Consider the following 18290-nt stretch of genomic DNA (forward strand, 5'->3'; position numbering starts at 1 on the left):
CTACACGGGTTGCCCTAGCCAAGGGATACAAACCATTTTAGGGTGGATTGCACCGAGCTGTGCGTGGAATCCGAAACGCCAGCTCACCCTTTTTTTGAGGAAATGAGCATGTCGAGTTCTACATCCCCAGCACCCGGCGCGCAACACAATCGCGCAACCCACCGCCCACGGCGTCGAATTATCGCTTGGGATCCCGGGAAAGACACTCTCATCGCGTCGTGCACCCTACTAGCGTTTGGGGGATGTTATTTTGCCGGCAGCGCATTGGGCAATTGGTTTTTGGTGCTCGGAATTCTCCTAGTTGGCACTCTGGTTCCTGCACTAACCGTGCTTCGCCTTAGCGGCGAAGGCTGGGCAGGACTTGGATTCACTCGCAGGTTATTAGTGACTTCACTGATCATCGCTGCGGTGCTGGGTGCCGGCTCCGCGTACCAGCTCATCGTGACCGCCGCTGACCTTCAGGTCCAGTTACTCCCCCATTTGTTAGCAAATTTCTTGGTTTTCTGGGAGCCGCTCTTCGTTTTTGGTTGGCTCTATCTTCGGTGGGAACGAGCATTTGGTTGGCTTCCTGCAATTTTCCTCACCAGTATCGGTTTTGCACTTCAACACGTGGGTTCTGTCCCGCTTCCGGCCGCTTTGAGCTTTGGCATGTTCGCGCTGGCTTTTTCGATCATTTTTGCCTTCGTCAGAAATCTGGCAGTCCTTTGGCCACTGTTCTACCCGGTCGCCAGCGGCATCGGCACCCTGCAGTCTGGTTTGGCCATGGGCTGGGACGAGGTGCTTTCCGGTGCCCTGATATTCGTTGTCCAACTGTCCATTCTCTTCTTCGTCGCTCGGGGCATCGCCAAGCGAACAGCTTGAGAACGACTCCCCGCCTCTGCCCGAAATTCTGCGACTTCTCCATGATTTTTCTAGCTCAAAAAACCTAGCTCTGGGTATTGAAGGAGGAGCGTACCTGAGAGGGAAAACCAACCGGAAGCGTATTTCGTACATGTTAAGCGAGGTTGCGATCTTTGATTATTTTTGGAATCGTGGCAACCGCATGCCCTGACCTTGGCATGTTCGCAACCGGAAGGAGAGCCACCGTGCTCACACTGACCGATCAGGCAGATACGATCGTTACCGCGATTGTCACCAACCAGTCCGAGGCAGAAAATGCTGGACTACGCATCCACCAGGCCGAGGGTGCAGGAGCACCGGATGAGGCCGCATTTGCGGTGCAGATTGTTGCAGAACCAGAAGCAGCCGACCTGGTAATCCGTGGTGAAGGCAGCCCAGTTTACCTCGATGAGCTGGTCACCGATGAGCTTGATGACAAGGTGCTAGACGCAGCTGTCAACGAAGAGGGAGCTGTCAGCTTCCAGATTCTGCCTCGCGCTTAGTAGCGGGTAGACACCTTTAGGCTTCCGTCGAGGGCCACCATTTTTGGTGGCCCTCGACGATTTTAAGCATTCGGATTCTCAGCGGTTTAAGACAAGAATGGCGTTATGCCTTTCGCTGATCAACTTATTGGCCCCGATGTTGCCGAACAGCTCTCCCTGCAAATGCAAGCGGTCGTTCCGGACCGTACCTTGGAGCACCTCCCGGCAGTCCGCGCGACACTGGACCCGCTGAGCCTGCGTGAACGCTCCGATGCGTTGCGTGACGCACTCTTGGCAGATTTTCCTATTGGCTACGCACAACTCGCGGCGGCCATTCGCCGCGCCAGCGAGCACAGCGAAACTTTTACCGGCTGGATGATTTGGCCGGTGACCAGCGCATTGGCCAGCAAAGCGGTACAGGAAAACACCGCGGAAGCCTTTGACGACGCACTAGCGCTGCTTGCCATGCTTACCCCAAGGCTCACCGCGGAGTTCGCGATTCGGCAGTTGCTAAACCACGACCTGGAGCGCGCGTTGTCCTTCGTTTACCGGTGGACGCAATCCCCCGATGAGCACGTCCGCCGGTTAGCCAGCGAAGGCACCCGACCGTATTTACCGTGGGCTGTCCGGGTGCCGCAGCTGAACGTCGCACCGGCAATGGCAATTCCCATTCTTGACGCGCTGTACCGTGACGAGAGTGAATATGTGCGCCGCTCGGTAGCTAACCACTTGAACGATCTGAGCCGGGAATCAGCCTCGCTAGTTGTCCATACGGCGCAGCGCTGGTTGGAAAATCCGGCCGATACCACGCTCGGGGTAGTCAAGCATGGGCTGCGCACGCTGCTCAAGCGCGGAAACCCCGAGGCGCTGGCGGTACTAGGTTTTGTGCCCGCCACGCTAGAGATCAGCGGTCCATCGGTGGCCAGTGAACAAATTGGGTGGAACTCCTCGGTCGAATTCGCCGCCAGCATCAAAAATACCGGGACAGAGCCGGCACGGCTGGCCATCGACTACATCGTCAACCATCAAAAGGCCAACGGTTCAACCACGCCTAAGGTTTTTAAACTCTCCACCCGCACGCTGGCACCGGGCGAACAACTCGACATTGCCCGGACTCATTCCTTCCGGCCGATCACCACACGCCGTTATTACCCCGGTGCGCATTCAATAGCCCTGCAAATCAACGGTGTTCCTACCGAAGCTGCCGGTTTTGAACTGTTGCCGGACACCGAGCTGTAGCACCAAAAACTGACAGCGAGAGAATCTCAGAGCACAATAAGAAGTATGGACACAGCAGAAATTTTCAGCACACTCGCCCGCCTGCCGATCAGTTCGGCCAAACATCTGCCACAGCTCACCGCCGAACAGCTCAATGCCCACCCGGCCGGGCATCCCAATTCAATTGCGTGGTTGCTCTGGCACAGCGCGCGGGAGGTTGATGCGCAGTTGGCTCCGCTCACCGGCAAGGCGCAGCTCTGGGAGGAATATGCCGAAAAATTTGATCTCGGAGAACTCGGTGCCAGTGTTGGCTACGGTCACAGCTCGGCGGAAGCTGCGCGCATCAAGGTCGACGATCAGGCGCTGCTGCTGGAATACCTGGAAGCCACGCTCACCGCGCTCGGCGACTATGCAATTACTTTAACTCCCGCGCAACTGGACGAGGTAATCGACCGCAGCTGGGATCCGGCGGTCACTCGTGGGGTCCGTCTGATCTCAATTATCGACGACGCCATCGCGCACGTCGCTCAGGCCGCCTACGCCGCCGGCATACTCACGGCGTAAACGACCTAGCGCGCGTTCACCGAGTTATTTGCTCCACTGCGCTAATTGCGTGGCGGAAGTTTCGGCCAACCACATCTGCCATAGCGGACCAAAACTCACCCGGCGTACTCCCAAGGAACGCAGTTGCGCCAGGTCTCCGGCGGCATGAGACTTCACCGGGTGCGCGGTGACATTAACCGGGACCTGCACGGCGGCCACCAGCTCGCGGATCTGCTCGGCGGAGCTGAGCCCCACCGGGTAGACCGAGCGCGCGCCGGCCTGCTCCATGAGTTTGATGCGGGCTACGGCCTCGCCCAGCGGATCGGCAAATACGCCGGTGCCAAGCTTCACCGCGTCGGTGCGTCCATTGATTACAAATGCCACGCCCGCCGCGTCGGCTTCGGCTCTGGCCGCGGCGATGTAGTCGGCGTGCTCTTGGCGGTCACGAACGCGTTTACCTTCTAAGTGCACCACGTCTTCGATATTTGCGCCGGCGGCTCCGGCATCGAGCAAACGCCCGATCAATTCTCCGGGAGCCAACCCATAACCTGACTCCACGTCGACGCTCACCGGCAGCGTGACGGAACCAATAATCCGTTGGCAGGTGCGCAAATACTCTTTAAAATCCATCTGCTCGCCATCGCTGCTACCGGTAGCGTCGGCCACGGGGTGGCTTCCGATGGTGAGCGCTCGGAATCCTGCCTCGGCGGCAATCTTCGCGCTCCAGGTATCCCAGACGGTCGGGAGCACCAAGGTGCTGCCTGATTCGTGCAAATCGGCGAGTTTCTGAGCCACTGCTTTTACATCAACCACGGAGTCCTCCTCGGACTTTTTAGGGAACACGCTCAGCCTACCAGCGGGTTATTTTTGCCAGATCGGCTTTTGCCTCTTGATATCGCAGCTCAGGTGCGACATCGTTCAACGTAGGAGATTAAGGAGAGCGTGATGACTAGCCCGGCCGCACGCAAGCACGATTGGGCCACCGTACCCAACGCCATCACGGTGCTCAGGTTCCTGCTGGTCGTGCCGATCTGCTCTTACCTGCTGACTGATTCCGCACCGGTAGCCACCGCATTCTTATTGCTCGTTTTCGGGCTCAGCGACTGGATTGATGGATTCATCGCGCGGAAGTTCAATCAGGTCTCCCACGTCGGTGTCCTGCTTGACCCGATTGCCGACAGGCTCGGGATCGTCGCGATTGCCGTGTGTTTAGTCTTTGGCGGCTTAGTGCCCTTATGGATCGGCTTAGCCATCTTCATCACCGATCTGATCTTGTTGTGCACCTACTTCGCCTTGCGGCTCTCCGCCCCACCGGAGTCAACCAAGCTGGGGAAGATCCGCACCGCAATTATGATGCTGGGTCTAGCCGCTGTGGCTTTTGGGCGCATCCCGGAACTGTCCTGGCTATTCACCCCGGGTCTCTACATCCTTGGCCTAGGCGCGGTACTGCACCTCTTTGTGGGCGCCGGATACCTGCGCCTCATGACTCGCACGGCTAAAATATCTCGCCAACCCGCCGGCTGACTACCGGGTTAGTCCAGTGGAACCGTCGCGACCTGCTTTGCGGGCACGCCGACCACCACCGTGTTCGGGGCCACGTCCTTGGTGACTACTGCGCCGGCACCCACCACGGCCCCGTCTCCGATACTGATCCCCGGCAGCACCGTCACGTTCGCACCGAACCAGACACCTTTGCCAATCACTACCTTGGCCGGGTGCATATCGGCGCGGCGGCTAGGCACCATGTCATGGTTCAAGGTGGTGATCACCGCGTTGTGCCCGATCAGTGAGCCCGCACCGATGCTGATCCCGCCCTGATCTTGGAAGCGGCACCCACTGTTGATGAAGACCTCTGGACCAAAGCTGATGTTTTTGCCGAAGTCCGCGCTGAACGGCGGGAAGAGCTGCATTGACTCGGGCACTGTTGTTCCGGTCAATTCGCTGAGTAATGCACGAACCTGTTCGGGACTCTGGTAGCTTCCGTTGAGCTGCGCAGTAATCCGCAAGGCTTCCTGGCTCGTCGCATGCATTGCCGCGTGATGCGCGGACCCTCCGGGAATCACCTCACCTGCGTTGAGCGTGGCCAGTAGTTCTGTCAATCCAGCAATATGTGTCATGACTTCACCTTAGACCCGCCGCCAAGTGAAACTCTGGAAACCTGTGGGCTTCCAGCGGCAGAGTCACGCACCGGCTGAATGATTGGATTGGCCCTGTACTTTCTGCGTGCAACCGGCAAAGCTTGATTTATGGAAGATTCTGCGATTAATGAGATCTGCGCACTCGCGAAAATGCACGGGTTGGAGCTGGAACCGCGCAGTATCACCATCAACGAGCTTGGCTTGGATTTCCAAGTCGCCATCGGAACCACAGATGCCGAGGATTCTTGGGTGCTGCGCATTCCACGCCGCCCCGACGTGACCGAACGTGCCGCCATCGAAGGCAGACTGCTTCGGCGGCTTGCCCCGCATCTGGACGTGGAAATTCCCGACTGGAAAATCCATAGCGACACGTTGATCGCCTACCCTCTTTTGCCAGGGGAACCGGGTCTGACGCTTTCCGAGGAAGGTCAACCGCAGTGGCATTTTGCGCTCGAATCCCGTGAGTATGCGCATTCACTGGCAGATTTTCTTGCCCAATTGCATGCGGTGGATCCAACGGAGGTCATCGACAGCGGCATTGAGGTTTTCACGCCCAGTTCCGTGCGCCAGCGCAAACGCGAGGATATCGCCCGGGTCGTGAAGGTATTTGAGGTGTCCGCAGACTTGCAGGAACGTTGGAGCCGATGGTTAGCCGATGACCGGTATTGGCCCGAGCACACCACACTGACGCATGGAGAAATTTATCCCGCGCACCAGTTGATGACCGGCGAGCGCATCGACAGCATCCTGGATTGGACCACTGCGGCCATCGGCGACCCGGCCCGGGATTTTGTCTTCCACCACGCCAGCGTTTCCGCCTCAGCGTTTAACGCCACCGTGGACCGATACGTTGCTCAAGGCGGCGTGGTCGGCCCGCTCTTAGCCGAGCACTGTGCCGAGCTTTTCAGTACCGCGGCCGTTGACTATGGCCTCTACGCGATGCAGACGGAAAATGCGGAGCATTTCAAAGCTGCAGCTGCGCAGCTCAATCCCTAGGCCTTTTCGGGCCAAGACCCTCGCGTTGCAAACACCGTAGCAACAGGGCTACTAGTTCCGGGCGGCTTTGCCAGGCTTCCGCACTATGAGCCGCCCTTTACACCCCTGATGCGCCGTGCTGCGAAAGCTGCGCATATCCATCCACCGCGGCTTCGCGAAGGAACTCATGTGGCCACAACGCAAGCAGCTGCGCAGAATATTGGATCTCATCTACTGCGATTGAAGCGGCATGCGCAGTTCGCAAAGTCTGCGCCAACTCGTCGAACCGGGCCAGCTGAGCGCTCACAAACGCGCGGTCCACCGCTTGCCCATGTCCGGGAATCAGCACGTGCTGTGGGTCAATCAACTTCAGCAGGGAGCGTAAGACCTCGGGCCAACCCAACGGGAAGGACCCAGACCCGAACATCGGCGGGCCTGACTCTTCGATAATGTCGCCGAGGAACCAGATTCCCGCGTCAGGAATGAAAATCGCCAGGTCGGTCTCCGTATGCCCGGGGCCCAGTGGAATCAGCTGCAGCTCCCGGTCTCCGAGGTCAACCGTGGTTGATTCAGCAATCGGCACACTTGGCGGTGTCAGTGCCACCTCGGCCCAGCTTTTATCCGGTTCGGATGCAGGATCCTGCTGTACTCGCAGCAGCCGGGGTCTCTCGAAGTTCTCAAAATGCCGCGTGATCAAATGGTGCCCGTAAATGGGGATACCCGCGTGAGCGAACAGCTGGTTGCCGAAAGTGTGATCATAATGCGCGTGAGTGTTGAGCACCGCGGCTATCGGCACCGCAAACTGCTGCGCCACATCGTTGATGATCTCTTGCGCCTCGGCAGGGTTATTGCGCGTATCAATTACCGTTGCTCCTCGTGGCCCAAGGACCAGACCGACCGAAACATCCATTGGGTCGTATCGGCGTTGGTACACGCCCTCGCCAACCTGCGTCCACGTACTGTCAGCCATCTGTTCCCTTACGTCCACAACGATTATTCCCTGGAGGTTTTTGCCTCTTGGCAGCTACTCGCGTCGGCGAGCACGGTCAGCTCCTGACTTGACGGTTTCCACAGTGCTGCGCGAATAGCGGTGAGCTCTTTGAGCGACGCTGGGGTCAGCTCATCTAAAGCGCGAATATACTCGGGCACGATCTCCCGTGGCAAGCGCAGGCCCATCGTCAGGTGCGGAGTCCATCGGTGCCCGCGGCCATCTGGATTCAGCGCGCTAATCTCGCGCGCCGCAGCTTCCAATTCAGCGGAGGTTTCAAGCAGCCAGGCGATCGTTTGTTTGCGCTTCGTTCCAAAAATTACCGTGCCTACACGATCTAGGCGTGACGGAATCAGGCTGGGTAGCAATTGTGCAGCACATTGCACGGCCTGATCGGCCATGGCCGGGGAAAAGGTAATGGTGATATGCGGAGTCTGTTGTTGTGCAGGAAACCCACGTGCTTCCAATGCTGCAAATATCTCACAAATTTGTTGTTCTTGAGCCGCTGACAAGCGCAGCAAGATGTTATCTGGCGAGGTCCTCATTCACGATTCCTTTTCCTGCACGCACTGCGCTGGTTATCCAGGTGGGCTTCCAAACCATATCGCTTGACAGGTAGCGGTTGTCAGCTTTTTCAAAGGGGCACTTTGCATCTGCGCATAGCTATGCTTGATCCCCAACTGTAGCCGCGCTGCTGGGGAATAAACCCTTTCAGGTTTCTTCCCCAGAAGAAGGTAGAGGGTTCGGCTTACGGGCGGTCAAAAGTTCCATGGACCGCTGAGAATAAATCGCCAAGCCCGACGACGCGCCGCAGCCTGCCAGCCACTGTTGACGACTCGGAGTAGAAGCCCTGACAACTTTGGACATTGAACAACTGATTCAACACGATATTTCCCGAAGAGCTTGTCTCGCAGACATTCAGATTCAAAGAGTACGCTCCCCCGCCACGCAGCGAGCTCTCAATCCGAACGGAGGATTCCCATGAGGACGATATCCTCGTATTGTCCGCGCACCCAAGCATGCTGGCGCTGACGACCCTCGATCACGAAACCTGCCTTCTGATACGCACGGATAGCGCCGGCGTTGGATTCGATCATTTGCAGATGGACGCGCCGCAAGTTGCAGCGTACGAATGCGAATTCGACGATCTGCGAGATGGCTGCGGTCCCGATGCCTTTTCCACGGGCTTCGGGCACCAAGGCGATACCGACTTCGGCATGGCGGGCTAATTCGTCGAAATCGAAGAGCGAGACACTACCGACTGCGATACCGTCCACATCAACCATGAAACGCACACTTTTGTCTGAATTATCGGCATCGAGCTGTGCCAGCCGGGCCTTGTAGGTGTCTCGATTTAATGGAGCAGGAACTGCCGCGCTGCGTTCTTCCCAGGTGGTCAAATCGTTGGCAATTTGGAACAAGGTGTCGAAGTCATGTTCGGAACGGGAACGAAGTGTGATGGCTCGTGAGCTGGACATGCTCCCAATCCTATCAATCGACGTTAGAGGCTCGATAGAAACTTGGTAGCAGCGAGGGCAGTCATGGGTGATCCATCTACAGTCGTGCTGGGGAGTCATATGCCCTTGATTCAATATCTAGATACAGCCTATACTTAGATACATGAGCGACGACGAGGTGAAATCGGCATGGCCTGCGACCTGGACCCGTGCTGCATTGGGAACGGCAGTTCTCGCAAGTCTTGAAGACGGGGCTTTGCACGGTTACGGCATTGCGCAAGCCGTCAATGAGCTTGGACTTGGGCGGCCCAAAGGTGGATCTCTCTATCCGCTGCTAACCGCTCTGGAAAACGACGGCGCCGTCATCGCGCAATGGGAGCAAGGGCAAAACGGTCCCGGAAAACGCAACTATGCGTTGACGCAGCTTGGACATTCAAGGCTCCAAGAAGAACGCCGCGCGTGGCATGCTCTAGCCAACTCCCTCGGTGCGCAGAAACCAGAAACTGACAACGACTCGGACCCACAAGGAATGAAGCCATGACTCAGAACTCCGCAGAATCGGACATCGAAATTGATCTCTCCAAACTCTTCAAAGAGTTTCATGCTGCCCGTGGCCAGAAAGACGACGTTAACTGGGTAGAAACCGCTGCAGGTCGGCTAATGCTCGATGACGTCAAAATTTCAGCTGCGAAACAAGCCCTCGTCGACCTTCTTCCAATACTCAAGGACGCGCAGGAACCGGCAGAAAAACTATTTGGTGACCCAAAGGTTTGGGCCAAAGAACAACAGGAGCATTGGCAACAATCCGGAACTCCTGCACAGGACCGGTACCACCTGTATTCTTTCAAGCAGCTCACCCAAACAATCTGTATCAGCGCAGCCTTGCTCTGCGTTCTAGTGACCATAGTGGCCCTTATCGATGATGGATGGACAACGGAACTGAGCTGGGCAATGCTTGGAATTCCGCTCCTCATCCCGGCTATTTCCATGGGCATCAGGCAGTTCTGGAATCTTGCAGTGCGGAAATTTACACGCCTTAGGGCAATGCTCTGGACTGCAACGGCCTTCGCTGCCGCCGCGGTTGCCCTCGCCGGGCTGGCCATTGCTCTTCCACGGTCTCCGGGCACAGCATCCGTGCTTTGGTATCTGGCTCCGGTACCGATGTACGCGCTCTTTTACTACCTCATCGAGAAGTTTTCAAAGCGCAATTCTCTGGCACCACGCTCAACCACGTCAAAGACTGAAGTCGCAACACACGAGGAATGGATCCGCCAGCTCCAGGAAAGCCTCCGGCTTCGGGATGACCTTAGCGACCGACGGATTCGTGTCATCATCGAAGATACCCGCGCATTCGCCGTAGATGCCGAGGCATCGCTGCCTACGGAATTCGGCACGCCCGAAAGCTATGCAGCCAGCTTCGCGCCCAATACCTCATTCCGCGCACGCCGCGAAGCATTGGGCTGGACGGTTGGAAGCGTACTTATAGCGTTGCTGCTTCTAGTCTCAATTGACAACGCGCAGTCACTCTTCTCCTGGCAGTCCGTGGTCTTCGCGGCATTGCTCGTCGGGACGATCTGCTACGCGGTCCAAGGTTGGCGGAAGTCTTTAAAGAATTAGCAATGCGTTCCACAGTGTTGAACCCTCAGGCAACCTTCAGTGGAGTGATTGCCGCGATTTGTTCAGCAACACGATCCTCTGCAAGTACCAATTCATAGTGCGACTGCAAATTCAGCCAAAGCTGTGGGTCGATCCCAAAATAACGCCCGAGTCTAAGCGCGGTGTCTGCGGTAATGGCTCGCTTGCCATGCACTATTTCGTTAATACGGCATGGTGGAACTCGGATCGAGACCTCAAGCTTGATCTGGGTGATGCCGGAGCCGTTGATCATTCACTCGAATGCTACCTCGCCCCGCGCTGAGGCGTGTGTGAGATATCAGGTCAAAGTTCAAGAATCACGGTTCGGCACGAAGAGGCTGGTACGCAAATCCGCTACGGAATATGCCGATAATTCAGCCTCTGCTTGTAGTTTTTGGGCAGCCAATGAAGACCGTTCAGTGATTGAACTAGGTTCAGCGACGGCAGATGACTAGGCTGAGTAGATGGCGACAGTTATCCTCGTGCGGCACGGCCGCACCACAGCCAATGCAACCGGACTTCTAGCCGGACGGACTCCAGGGGTGAGTCTTGATGAGCTGGGAGAACAACAGGCAACTTCAGCCGGCGAGCGCCTGGCGCGCGTGCCGTTGGTCGGGGTGGTTTCCAGCCCGCTTCAGCGCTGTCAGCAAACCGCGCAGTACATCCTCGATCGGCAGCCCGGCACCCCTTACGCACCCACCGAAGACGATCTCACTGAGTGCGACTACGGACTGTGGCAAGGACGCATGCTCAGCGAGCTGGCTGCCGAAAAATTGTGGCCGGTTGTCCAGTCCCAGCCCTCGGCAGTCACCTTTCCCGGCGGCGAATCGATGGCCGCGATGCAGTCCCGCTCGGTGGCCGCAATTCGACGTCACGATGCAGCCTTCGAGGCGGAGCACGGGCCGCAAGCCGTCTGGGCGGCGGTCAGCCACGGGGATATCATCAAGTCGATCCTCGCCGACGCGCTGGGCATGCACCTGGACATGTTCCAGCGTCTAAATGTGGGCCCTGCGTCGATTTCGATCGTGCACTATGGCACTAACCGCCCTGCCGTCCACGCGATCAACACCGATGCCGGCGATCTATCCTGGCTGCCGAACACTACCCACGGCGCCGATGCGCCCGTCGGTGGCGGAGCCGGAACACAAACTACACCCACTAGCGGAGCATAAGATATTTATATGCCTACACGTATTCACGAATTTTCCTGGCCCGATAGGGTCGTTGTCGGCGTCATCGGGCTTCCCGGTGACCGCACGTTCTACCTCCAGGTGCGCACGGGCAAAGAGATTGTCAGTGTTGTGCTGGAGAAACAGCAGGCCGCGCAGCTCGCGGAGAACATCGATCACATTCTTGACCAGTTGCTCACCGTGGATGGAAACCCCTTCAGCATTCCCACCGGCACTCCGATCGAGCTCGTGGACAATGACCCGCTCGAAGCTGACCAGGAGCAGTTCCGCACCGGCGCAATGAGCCTGGGCTGGGACCCATCCACCTCGCAGATCGTCATCGAGGCCCACCCGATTCCGGATGAAGATCCAGACGCGGCTCCCATCGAAGAGACCGAAATGCTGCGCGTGCGGATGCCGGTGGGTACCGCTCGCGCCTTCGCTAAGCGCACCCGCGAGATCGTGGATGCCGGGCGTCCGATGTGCACCCTCTGCGGGTATCCGATGGACCCAGACGGACACACCTGCACCATCAACGAAAACTAATACACATGTCCGATCTGATGACCACCGAGCTCACGCTCACCGGCCGGCTCACCACGGCGTCAAACGCAACCTTTATGGGCAACATCGCAGAGAACGTTGTCGTTTACAAGCCGATCGCCGGGGAGAATCCGCTGTGGGATTTTCCCGACGGTCAGCTGGCTCATCGGGAGGTCGCCGCCTATCTGGTCTCGGAAGCCTTGGGCTGGAATATCGTGCCACATACCTGGCTGCGTGAGGCTCAGTTCGGCGAGGGCATGGTGCAGCTGTGGCAGGAGCAAGATGTCGAGGAAAATGCGATCGATCTGGTTCCTGCCGAGAGCGTTCCCCAGACTGGTTGGAAACAGGTTTTCCAGGGGCGCGGCGAGAATGGTGAACTGCTCGCCCTGGTTCATGAGGACTCCCCCGCATTACGACGCATGGCGGTATTTGATGTCATCGTTAATAACGCCGACCGCAAAGGCAACCACATCCTGGCGATGACCGGTGGACACCGATACGGTGTGGACCACGGACTGACCTTTCACCGCGAGCACAAGCTGCGCACGGTGCTGTGGGGCTGGGTTGGCGAAGCACTCACTGATGAAGAACACGAGGGCGTCGCTCGCATTAGCGAGGCACTACAGGCTGAGCTGGGGCAAAAGCTCGCGGAGCTCATCACCGCAGACGAACTCGCATCCCTTGCGCAGCGCTGTGACCATTTGCTTTCTACCGGTAAATTTCCCAGCCCGAGCGGCGAAATGCCAGCGGTCCCCTGGCCATTGTTCTAAACGAACAGCGCTAGGCGAACAACGGCCTTACGAGATTCGCACATCCGCGCTTCGTGTCGTTCGTATCCAAACACGGTGGGTCCGTCGCGGCAATGTTGCACATTCAAGTGCCCTCGGATTTGCTGTGCCGTCGCACCACGCCATAGCCTGCATCTATGCGCCCCCAAACTAACCGCAGCAAAGGCGAGGAACTCAGCCAAGCCGAACGCGACATCCTAGCGTTGCTATGCAGTGGCACCGATACTGAATCAGCAAAGGCACGTGAACAGCTGGCGTTCTCCCACTGGGATGGGTTCCAATTCGACGAGTGCGAATGCTTCCTTATCGCAGTCACCAAGGCCCCTGGTCGTAAGCGCATCACCCATGGCGGCGGACCGTTTTCCTCGGTAACCGTGATGCAAAACGAAAAAGCTTTGGGGCACTTAGATCTTTGGGTTATCGACGGTTACCTTTACTCCCTGGATTACATGCCATTCGAAGATGACCCCGGCATCATGCCGTTGACTAATGAGTACACCTTCGATTTCATCGGCAGGCAGTGACGACTAATTCCCACTGCTTCACGCCGCTAGTCTGCGCTCTGTCGTCAGTTTCGCCCATCTCCGCAGAACCATTAAAACTGCGCGTCATTCGCTGTTAGTTTTCTGGGAACCAGCGGTGCCCTCTTCCTTCTGATCCCGCAAGGCAGTCACCACGGCCGTCCCGAGAGCGAACACCAATGCAATCCAAAGATTCTCTATGGCTTCTAGCGGCGCCCTGCCCGAGATCCAGCAGTACACACCAATCAGCAAGGCCATGCCAAAAACCGAGATAGCGAGGTAAAGCGCAACACGTTTTCTGGCAGCCCAGAAACTTCTTCCCACCAAAATACCTCGCAATTTTAGAACCTTTGAATACCTCGACAACAATAGGGGGTGGTCCGAAGCAGAACAAGAACCATGGCATTAGCCTGTCGGAACGTCCGATTCGAATCAGCGTGTGAAGGCAAAGTAGATCGAGGCCAGTGCGCCTAGATTACTTAAACTTCGAATATAAACTCCACCGAGTTCTGACACGTAGCAACTTCATGATGCCGCTACGCTCCAGCCGCAGAGGGTCTTCACCCTTGGTACTTAGTCAACAGTGAGTCAGGAAGGTGGCAGGAGTCCGCGGGAAACCGTGCGAGCCGATCTTGATGTTCCTCTGCGCTTCGCACATAGGTGGCAAGTGGCAGCACCTCGACCGCGATGCGGTCCGCATCGTCCCTCGCAGCGATGAATGCCCGAGCCTCGTCGAGGTGCGCCGGCGTAGTTGAATACACACCAGTGCGGTACTTCAGACCGGTATCCGGTCCCTGGTGGTTCACGCTGTAAGGATCAATAATTTCAAACAGGTACGCCATGAGTTGCTCAACACTAACAATCATCGGATCAAAACGGGTTCGAACGCATTCTGCATAACCGTCGTAGCCGCTATCGATGTCTCCGCTGGCACCGTTGGCACCGTTGGCTCTTCCAGCTTCCGTGAATGTCACTCCGGTCAGCGTCGCGATGAAAGCCTGCACACCCCACAGGCAGCCGCCGGCCAGATAAAGCTCCTCAAACTCATGCTCCGCATCCATATACCGATCCTACTGCCGCCCGCGCACTGGTCCGGCAGCAGTTGAAACGCAACGCGATGAAACCTTGGAGCGTAACTCCGCCATGCTTTATCTCCCTTGGCCAGCGCTCCTCCACGCACAAGTCGACGCGCGACCCCTACCGCCGCGTACTCCAAGCGCGCAGGGTCCAGCATCTGGTACCGGACGACCACATGAAACGCATGCAGAGCTCAATCATCAGGCGAGCCCAGATACCGACCCTGATAGCGCGCCAGCAGTATATTGTTTGGATCACACAATGCACTCGGCAAGGAGCTGCTATGACTCAATACATCATTTACTTCAACCAGCAGTGGGTCGGAAACCACAGCGAGGAATGGTTTGCTTCGCGCGGACCTTTGGCCAACGATGTGGTGAACGAGATCAAAGACGCAGGTGCTTACGTGTTCGCCGCCGGCGTGGATGAAGACATCAACGCCGCGTTCAGTGCCGACGCGACGAGCGGAACATTGTTGATCACCAACGGCCCAGTTGCCCCCACCGAGGCGTACATCGGCGGTCTAACAATCATCGATGTCCCCGACGATAAGGATGCAAAAATGTGGGCGGGGAAGATTGCCCAGGCTTGCGGCTGGCCCCAGGAGGTTCGGCGGGTCTATTAACCTGACTTCCCCTCAATCATCAGCATTCTCCGCGAAGAACTTAGCTTAAAGTGACGGATTGCTTCTTACAGGATGCGCTGAGGGTTCAATAAGCTGACACAATCTATGATCCATCGACAAGAAATGCCGCCCTCATCAGTTTTCACGGAGGGCGGCATTTCCACAGAGTTCAGGCGAAGAATCTAGACGTTGAAGCGGAACTCCACCACGTCGCCGTCCTTCATGATGTATTCCTTGCCTTCGATGCGCGCCTTGCCGGCCGCCTTCGCATTGGCAATGGAACCAACCTCAACCAGGTCCTCAAAGCCGACAACCTCAGCCTTGATGAAGCCGCGCTGGAAATCGGTGTGGATCACACCGGCTGCCTCAGGTGCGGTCGCGCCCTTAGAGATGGTCCAGGCGCGAGTTTCCTTCGGGCCAGCGGTCAGGTAGGTCTGCAGACCCAAGGTATCAAAACCGACGCGGGCCAGCTTGCCCAGTCCGGACTCGACGATGCCAGCATCTTCCATCATCTCTGCTGCTTCGTCTTCTTCCAGCTCAGCGAGCTCGGATTCGAACTGTGCGTCAAGGAAGATTGCTTCCGCCGGTGCGACGAGCTCGGAGAGCTTGGCCTGCATCTCGGTGTCGGCCAGACCAGCCTCATCGGTGTTGAACACGTAGATGAACGGCTTGGTGGTCATCAGCTGCATTGGAGCGAGCTCTTCGAGATCAACACCCTTGGTCTTCGCCGCGGCGAAGAGAGTGATGCCCTCTTCGAGAATCTTCTGCGCATTAAGCACTGCGTCCAAGAAAGACTTCTCGATCTTCTTGCTGCGCAGTTCCTTCTCCAGACGAGGCAGCTGATTTTCGATGGTCTGCATGTCGGCGAGGATCAGCTCGGTGGCGATCGTCTCGATATCCGAGGCAGGGTCCACCTTGCCGTTGACGTGGATGACGTCGTCGTTGACGAATGCGCGGGTCACCTGGCAGATCGCGTCGGCTTCACGGATGGTGGCCAGGAACTTATTGCCCAGGCCTTCACCCTCCGAAGCACCCTTGACGATGCCGGCGATATCCACGAAGGACACGGTTGCTGGAAGGATGCGCTCGGAACCGAAGATTCCGGAGAGCACCTTCAGACGCGCGTCCGGCAGCGGGACGACGCCCACGTTAGGTTCGATAGTCGCGAACGGGTAGTTGGCTGCCAGCACCTGGGCGTTGGTCAGCGCGTTGAACATGGTGGACTTGCCGACATTGGGCAGTCCGACGATTCCGATAGTAAGAGCCACGGGAGAAGATTCTACCTTTGCTTAGGAGATGCGAAAAATGAAGTGCTTAGTTCGTTTCATTGGCGGAGCGCCGGCCGCCTAGGGCCCGGGCGTCATCGCCGGACTCCTTGAGCTTGCCGCGGATCTCCTTAGGCAGCGAGAAGATGATGTCTTCCTGCGCGGTGGTGACCTCGGAAACGTCGGTGAAACCGTAATCGGCGAGCAGGGCCAGCACCTCTTGAACCAGGACATCGGGCACCGAAGCACCGGAGGTCACGCCCACGCTGGAGACGTTCTCAAACCAGGTCTCATCAACCTCGTTGGCGAAGTCCACGCGGTAGGCGGCCTTGGCACCGTGATCCAGTGCGACCTCCACCAGGCGTACCGAGTTCGAGGAGTTCGCCGAACCCACCACGATCACCAGTTCCGAGGCCGGGGCGATCTCCTTGATCGCTGCCTGCCGGTTGGTGGTCGCGTAGCAGATGTCATCGCTCGGTGGATCCTGCAGATTCGGGAAACGCTGACGCAGCCGGCGTACGGTTTCCATAGTCTCGTCCACGCTGAGCGTGGTCTGCGAGAGCCAGATCAGCTTGTCCGGGTCCTTCACCACCACTGTGTCGGCCTCTTCGGGGTTGTTCACGATGGTTGTTACCTCCGGCGCTTCGCCGTAGGTACCCTCAACCTCTTCGTGTCCTTCGTGGCCGATCAGCAAGATCTCATAATCGGCCTTAGCGAAACGCACGGCTTCGCGGTGCACCTTGGTCACCAGCGGGCAGGTCGCATCGATGGTGCGCAATCCGCGGTCCTCGGCGGACTGCACGACCGCCGGGGAGACACCGTGTGCGGAGAAGACAACGAGCGCGCCGGTGGGCACTTCCTCGTTTTCCTCCACGAAGATTGCCCCGCGCGATTCAAGTTCGGAGACCACATGCACGTTGTGCACGATCTGCTTGCGCACGTAGACCGGGGCGCCGTAGTGCTCCAGCGCCTTCTCAACGGCGATGACCGCACGGTCCACGCCGGCGCAGTAGCCGCGCGGCGCGGCCAGCAGCACGCTGCGCTTGGTGACCTGCGGGGAGGCAGCTGCGATCTGCTCGGGGGTGCGACGAATACGCGGAACCCGAGGGATCGGCAACGAGACCGGGACAGAAGTGGAAGTAGCCATACCCCTAGTCTACGAACCCCATGCAAGTTAGCGCATGCTCATATGATGCGCGCCACCTCTAAAGGGCTGTGAGTTTAGCCTCCACGCTCATCTACGGGTCAGCAAGGAAGCGAGCCGGGCAGCCGTACCGGGGTACGCAGCACCGCTCCGGTGCCATCACTGCCGCGGTAAGCCCGGCAGAGACCGATGCCGCGTTTGCCCAGGTTCGCCTTGATCTGGCGCAGCGAGTCCGGGGCAAATCCCTGCCCTTGCATGTGCATCAAGACGGTATCCCCGCACACCGCGGCGGAGGCACGGGAAACGGTGATCGATTTTGATTTAGTTTCCCAGTCTTTAGTGTCCCGGCTCCAGGTCCAGATCGCCATCCCGCGGCTGTTGTAGCCGCAGCTCACCGAACCGTCGATGGCCCCGTACGGCGGCCTGCCGAAGTTTGTGTGCACCCCGGTGCCACCCAATTGCTTACCTGACTGCGCGCAGCACAGCGGCCGCAAATCCGGGTGACTGATCGAATGGTTGATAACCCACTGTCCCTTGGCGCGGGCCAGCGCCTCCAGAACTACGCCGTAGCGCGATTTAAACGAGGAGATGCAATCTCCGGTGGGGGCCAGCACCCCAGCCCACACCGCACGGGCGGCATTATTCTTTTTTGATCCCCACCACATGATCTTGTGCCCTTCACGGATATCTCCCCAATGCACATAGTGTCCTCCGCTCATAGGCCGCAGACAATGGCCTTGGTCCAGCTTGTCCTAATCGTTTGATAACCGATCAAAACAGCGGCTTGCGAGCACGGCGCGTGAAAGAATATCCCCTGCTGAGACCAATGCTTCACCTGCTTTT

The 18290-nt window shown here is 57.9% G+C and carries 23 protein-coding genes; 13 read left to right on the forward strand and 10 right to left on the reverse strand.

The window, feature by feature from the left end; genetic code table 11:
• Positions 1-108 precede the first annotated feature (108 nt).
• The 4 genes from VJ369_RS05790 (at position 109) to VJ369_RS05805 (ending at position 3143) form a co-directional block, all read left to right on the forward strand.
• Positions 109-861 (forward strand): hypothetical protein, encoded by a 753-nt coding sequence (locus VJ369_RS05790; RefSeq protein ID WP_324091154.1) that lies wholly within the window; start codon positions 109-111, stop codon positions 859-861.
• Positions 862-1085: 224 nt separating this feature from the next.
• A complete protein-coding gene (locus VJ369_RS05795; protein WP_324091155.1) occupies positions 1086-1382 on the forward strand; it encodes a Fe-S cluster assembly protein HesB in 297 nt (98 codons plus the stop codon).
• Between the two features lie 105 nt (positions 1383-1487).
• The gene (locus tag VJ369_RS05800) at positions 1488-2600 is read left to right on the forward strand and encodes a DNA alkylation repair protein (RefSeq protein ID WP_324091156.1); all 1113 of its coding nucleotides are present in this window, start codon (positions 1488-1490) and stop codon (positions 2598-2600) included.
• Positions 2601-2645: 45 nt separating this feature from the next.
• On the forward strand, positions 2646-3143 hold the full coding sequence (locus VJ369_RS05805; RefSeq protein WP_324091157.1) for a mycothiol transferase: 498 nt from the start codon (positions 2646-2648) through the stop codon (positions 3141-3143).
• Positions 3144-3167: 24 nt separating this feature from the next.
• On the opposite strand, the gene VJ369_RS05810 is transcribed toward VJ369_RS05805, so the two are convergent.
• On the reverse strand, positions 3168-3935 hold the full coding sequence (locus tag VJ369_RS05810) for an isocitrate lyase/PEP mutase family protein (RefSeq protein WP_324091158.1): 768 nt from the start codon (positions 3933-3935) through the stop codon (positions 3168-3170).
• A 132-nt stretch (positions 3936-4067) separates the two neighbouring features.
• On the opposite strand from VJ369_RS05810, the gene VJ369_RS05815 reads away from it, so the two are divergent.
• Complete coding sequence (locus tag VJ369_RS05815; RefSeq protein WP_324091159.1) at positions 4068-4646, forward strand: CDP-alcohol phosphatidyltransferase family protein; 579 nt, start codon at positions 4068-4070, stop codon at positions 4644-4646.
• Positions 4647-4654: 8 nt separating this feature from the next.
• Here the strand turns inward: VJ369_RS05815 and VJ369_RS05820 are convergent, their stop codons facing one another.
• Complete coding sequence (locus VJ369_RS05820) at positions 4655-5239, reverse strand: DapH/DapD/GlmU-related protein (RefSeq protein ID WP_324091160.1); 585 nt, start codon at positions 5237-5239, stop codon at positions 4655-4657.
• 129 nt (positions 5240-5368) lie between these two features.
• Between VJ369_RS05820 and VJ369_RS05825 the strand changes: the two genes are divergently transcribed.
• Complete coding sequence (locus VJ369_RS05825; protein ID WP_324091161.1) at positions 5369-6256, forward strand: macrolide 2'-phosphotransferase; 888 nt, start codon at positions 5369-5371, stop codon at positions 6254-6256.
• Between the two features lie 97 nt (positions 6257-6353).
• Here the strand turns inward: VJ369_RS05825 and VJ369_RS05830 are convergent, their stop codons facing one another.
• The 3 genes from VJ369_RS05830 to VJ369_RS05840 form a co-directional block, all read right to left on the reverse strand.
• Positions 6354-7205, reverse strand: a complete 852-nt coding sequence (locus tag VJ369_RS05830; RefSeq protein WP_324091162.1) for an MBL fold metallo-hydrolase — start codon at positions 7203-7205, stop codon at positions 6354-6356.
• Positions 7206-7228: 23 nt separating this feature from the next.
• Complete coding sequence (locus tag VJ369_RS05835; RefSeq protein WP_324091163.1) at positions 7229-7768, reverse strand: 2'-5' RNA ligase family protein; 540 nt, start codon at positions 7766-7768, stop codon at positions 7229-7231.
• A gap of 414 nt (positions 7769-8182) precedes the next feature.
• A complete protein-coding gene (locus VJ369_RS05840) occupies positions 8183-8701 on the reverse strand; it encodes a GNAT family protein (RefSeq protein WP_324091164.1) in 519 nt (172 codons plus the stop codon).
• Between the two features lie 142 nt (positions 8702-8843).
• Between VJ369_RS05840 and VJ369_RS05845 the strand changes: the two genes are divergently transcribed.
• Complete coding sequence (locus VJ369_RS05845; protein WP_324091165.1) at positions 8844-9221, forward strand: PadR family transcriptional regulator; 378 nt, start codon at positions 8844-8846, stop codon at positions 9219-9221.
• Positions 9218-10297, forward strand: a complete 1080-nt coding sequence (locus VJ369_RS05850; RefSeq protein ID WP_324091166.1) for a hypothetical protein — start codon at positions 9218-9220, stop codon at positions 10295-10297. Before VJ369_RS05845 ends, VJ369_RS05850 begins: the two co-directional genes overlap by 4 nt.
• 25 nt (positions 10298-10322) lie before the next feature.
• On the opposite strand, the gene VJ369_RS05855 is transcribed toward VJ369_RS05850, so the two are convergent.
• Positions 10323-10568: a HigA family addiction module antitoxin gene (locus tag VJ369_RS05855; protein WP_324091167.1), complete on the reverse strand. Its 246-nt coding sequence runs from the start codon at positions 10566-10568 to the stop codon at positions 10323-10325.
• Positions 10569-10779: 211 nt separating this feature from the next.
• On the opposite strand from VJ369_RS05855, the gene VJ369_RS05860 reads away from it, so the two are divergent.
• The 4 genes from VJ369_RS05860 to VJ369_RS05875 all read left to right on the forward strand — a co-directional run bounded on the left by VJ369_RS05860 (position 10780) and on the right by VJ369_RS05875 (position 13339).
• Entirely contained in the window at positions 10780-11487 is a 708-nt protein-coding gene (locus VJ369_RS05860) for a histidine phosphatase family protein (RefSeq protein WP_324091168.1), read from the forward strand.
• Between the two features lie 9 nt (positions 11488-11496).
• A complete protein-coding gene (locus VJ369_RS05865; protein ID WP_324091169.1) occupies positions 11497-12030 on the forward strand; it encodes a DUF3090 domain-containing protein in 534 nt (177 codons plus the stop codon).
• Positions 12030-12797 (forward strand): SCO1664 family protein, encoded by a 768-nt coding sequence (locus VJ369_RS05870; RefSeq protein WP_324091198.1) that lies wholly within the window; start codon positions 12030-12032, stop codon positions 12795-12797. Before VJ369_RS05865 ends, VJ369_RS05870 begins: the two co-directional genes overlap by 1 nt.
• Positions 12798-12952: 155 nt before the next feature.
• Entirely contained in the window at positions 12953-13339 is a 387-nt protein-coding gene (locus VJ369_RS05875) for a hypothetical protein (RefSeq protein ID WP_324091170.1), read from the forward strand.
• A 557-nt stretch (positions 13340-13896) separates the two neighbouring features.
• Here the strand turns inward: VJ369_RS05875 and VJ369_RS05880 are convergent.
• The gene (locus tag VJ369_RS05880; protein ID WP_324091171.1) at positions 13897-14397 is read right to left on the reverse strand and encodes a peptide-methionine (S)-S-oxide reductase; all 501 of its coding nucleotides are present in this window, start codon (positions 14395-14397) and stop codon (positions 13897-13899) included.
• A gap of 299 nt (positions 14398-14696) precedes the next feature.
• Between VJ369_RS05880 and VJ369_RS05885 the strand changes: the two genes are divergently transcribed.
• Entirely contained in the window at positions 14697-15038 is a 342-nt protein-coding gene (locus VJ369_RS05885) for a hypothetical protein (protein WP_324091172.1), read from the forward strand.
• A gap of 182 nt (positions 15039-15220) precedes the next feature.
• Here the strand turns inward: VJ369_RS05885 and ychF are convergent, their stop codons facing one another.
• The 3 genes from ychF to VJ369_RS05900 form a co-directional block, all read right to left on the reverse strand.
• The gene (gene ychF, locus VJ369_RS05890) at positions 15221-16306 is read right to left on the reverse strand and encodes a redox-regulated ATPase YchF (protein ID WP_324091173.1); all 1086 of its coding nucleotides are present in this window, start codon (positions 16304-16306) and stop codon (positions 15221-15223) included.
• A gap of 46 nt (positions 16307-16352) precedes the next feature.
• The gene (locus VJ369_RS05895; protein WP_105675331.1) at positions 16353-17450 is read right to left on the reverse strand and encodes a 4-hydroxy-3-methylbut-2-enyl diphosphate reductase; all 1098 of its coding nucleotides are present in this window, start codon (positions 17448-17450) and stop codon (positions 16353-16355) included.
• Between the two features lie 98 nt (positions 17451-17548).
• Complete coding sequence (locus VJ369_RS05900; RefSeq protein ID WP_324091174.1) at positions 17549-18166, reverse strand: hypothetical protein; 618 nt, start codon at positions 18164-18166, stop codon at positions 17549-17551.
• Positions 18167-18290: the final 124 nt, after the last annotated feature.

The sequence above is a fragment of the Glutamicibacter sp. genome, from assembly GCF_035257265.1.
Lineage (GTDB): Bacteria > Actinomycetota > Actinomycetes > Actinomycetales > Micrococcaceae > Glutamicibacter.

Bases quoted from the DNA above. Each gene is read 5' to 3' on its own strand.
- VJ369_RS05800 (WP_324091156.1), top strand. From the start codon at position 1,488: ATGCCTTTCGCTGATCAACTTATTGGCCCCGATGTTGCCGAACAGCTC.
- VJ369_RS05830 (WP_324091162.1), bottom strand. From the start codon at position 7,205: ATGGCTGACAGTACGTGGACGCAGGTTGGCGAGGGCGTGTACCAACGC.
- VJ369_RS05840 (WP_324091164.1), bottom strand. From the start codon at position 8,701: ATGTCCAGCTCACGAGCCATCACACTTCGTTCCCGTTCCGAACATGAC.
- VJ369_RS05835 (WP_324091163.1), bottom strand. From the start codon at position 7,768: ATGAGGACCTCGCCAGATAACATCTTGCTGCGCTTGTCAGCGGCTCAA.
- VJ369_RS05815 (WP_324091159.1), top strand. From the start codon at position 4,068: ATGACTAGCCCGGCCGCACGCAAGCACGATTGGGCCACCGTACCCAAC.
- VJ369_RS05895 (WP_105675331.1), bottom strand. From the start codon at position 17,450: ATGGCTACTTCCACTTCTGTCCCGGTCTCGTTGCCGATCCCTCGGGTT.
- VJ369_RS05885 (WP_324091172.1), top strand. From the start codon at position 14,697: ATGACTCAATACATCATTTACTTCAACCAGCAGTGGGTCGGAAACCAC.
- VJ369_RS05855 (WP_324091167.1), bottom strand. From the start codon at position 10,568: ATGATCAACGGCTCCGGCATCACCCAGATCAAGCTTGAGGTCTCGATC.
- VJ369_RS05820 (WP_324091160.1), bottom strand. From the start codon at position 5,239: ATGACACATATTGCTGGATTGACAGAACTACTGGCCACGCTCAACGCA.
- VJ369_RS05860 (WP_324091168.1), top strand. From the start codon at position 10,780: ATGGCGACAGTTATCCTCGTGCGGCACGGCCGCACCACAGCCAATGCA.
- VJ369_RS05865 (WP_324091169.1), top strand. From the start codon at position 11,497: ATGCCTACACGTATTCACGAATTTTCCTGGCCCGATAGGGTCGTTGTC.
- VJ369_RS05900 (WP_324091174.1), bottom strand. From the start codon at position 18,166: ATGAGCGGAGGACACTATGTGCATTGGGGAGATATCCGTGAAGGGCAC.
- VJ369_RS05825 (WP_324091161.1), top strand. From the start codon at position 5,369: ATGGAAGATTCTGCGATTAATGAGATCTGCGCACTCGCGAAAATGCAC.
- VJ369_RS05850 (WP_324091166.1), top strand. From the start codon at position 9,218: ATGACTCAGAACTCCGCAGAATCGGACATCGAAATTGATCTCTCCAAA.
- VJ369_RS05845 (WP_324091165.1), top strand. From the start codon at position 8,844: ATGAGCGACGACGAGGTGAAATCGGCATGGCCTGCGACCTGGACCCGT.
- VJ369_RS05875 (WP_324091170.1), top strand. From the start codon at position 12,953: ATGCGCCCCCAAACTAACCGCAGCAAAGGCGAGGAACTCAGCCAAGCC.
- VJ369_RS05880 (WP_324091171.1), bottom strand. From the start codon at position 14,397: ATGGATGCGGAGCATGAGTTTGAGGAGCTTTATCTGGCCGGCGGCTGC.
- VJ369_RS05790 (WP_324091154.1), top strand. From the start codon at position 109: ATGTCGAGTTCTACATCCCCAGCACCCGGCGCGCAACACAATCGCGCA.
- VJ369_RS05805 (WP_324091157.1), top strand. From the start codon at position 2,646: ATGGACACAGCAGAAATTTTCAGCACACTCGCCCGCCTGCCGATCAGT.